At 71.8% G+C, this 500-nt stretch carries 1 protein-coding gene; it reads right to left on the reverse strand.

The window, feature by feature from the left end; genetic code table 11:
- Positions 1-500 (reverse strand): Rossmann-fold NAD(P)-binding domain-containing protein (locus V4F39_RS01190; RefSeq protein WP_465251529.1); only part of this gene is annotated, 500 nt, incomplete at both ends.

A 500-nucleotide genomic window follows, 5' to 3' on the forward strand; every position in this document is an offset into this window, starting at 1 on the left:
CACCAGCTTGAGGAAGTCGAGCACGTTGCGGGCGTAGAGGCTGGAGCTGTCGGCCGCGACGAGCGCGGGCAGGTTGGTCTCGCCGACCAGCGTGACGCCGTGCTTGACCACGGTGCGGCCGGCCTCGGTGAGCGGGCAGTTGCCGCCGGCCGGCGACCCCTCCGAAGCGGCGGGGCCCTTGCCCGCCGCGAGGTCGACGATCACCGAACCCGGCTTCATCGCCATGACCATCTCTTCCGTGACCAGCACCGGCGCGGCGCGGCCGGGGATCAGCGCGGTGGTGATCACCACGTCGGCCTGCGCGACACGCTTGGCCACCTCGGTCTTCTGGCGGTCGAGCCAGCCCTGCGGCATCGGCCGCGCGTAGCCGCCCACGCCTTCGGCAGCTTCCTTCTCCTCGGCCGTCTCGTACGGCACGTCGATGAACTTGGCGCCCAGCGACTCGACCTGCTCCTTGACCGAGGGCCGCACGTCGCTCGCCTCGATCACCGCGCCCAGCC

Source organism: Aquincola agrisoli (assembly GCF_036621135.1).
GTDB classification, from domain to species: Bacteria; Pseudomonadota; Gammaproteobacteria; order Burkholderiales; family Burkholderiaceae_C; genus Aquincola; species Aquincola agrisoli.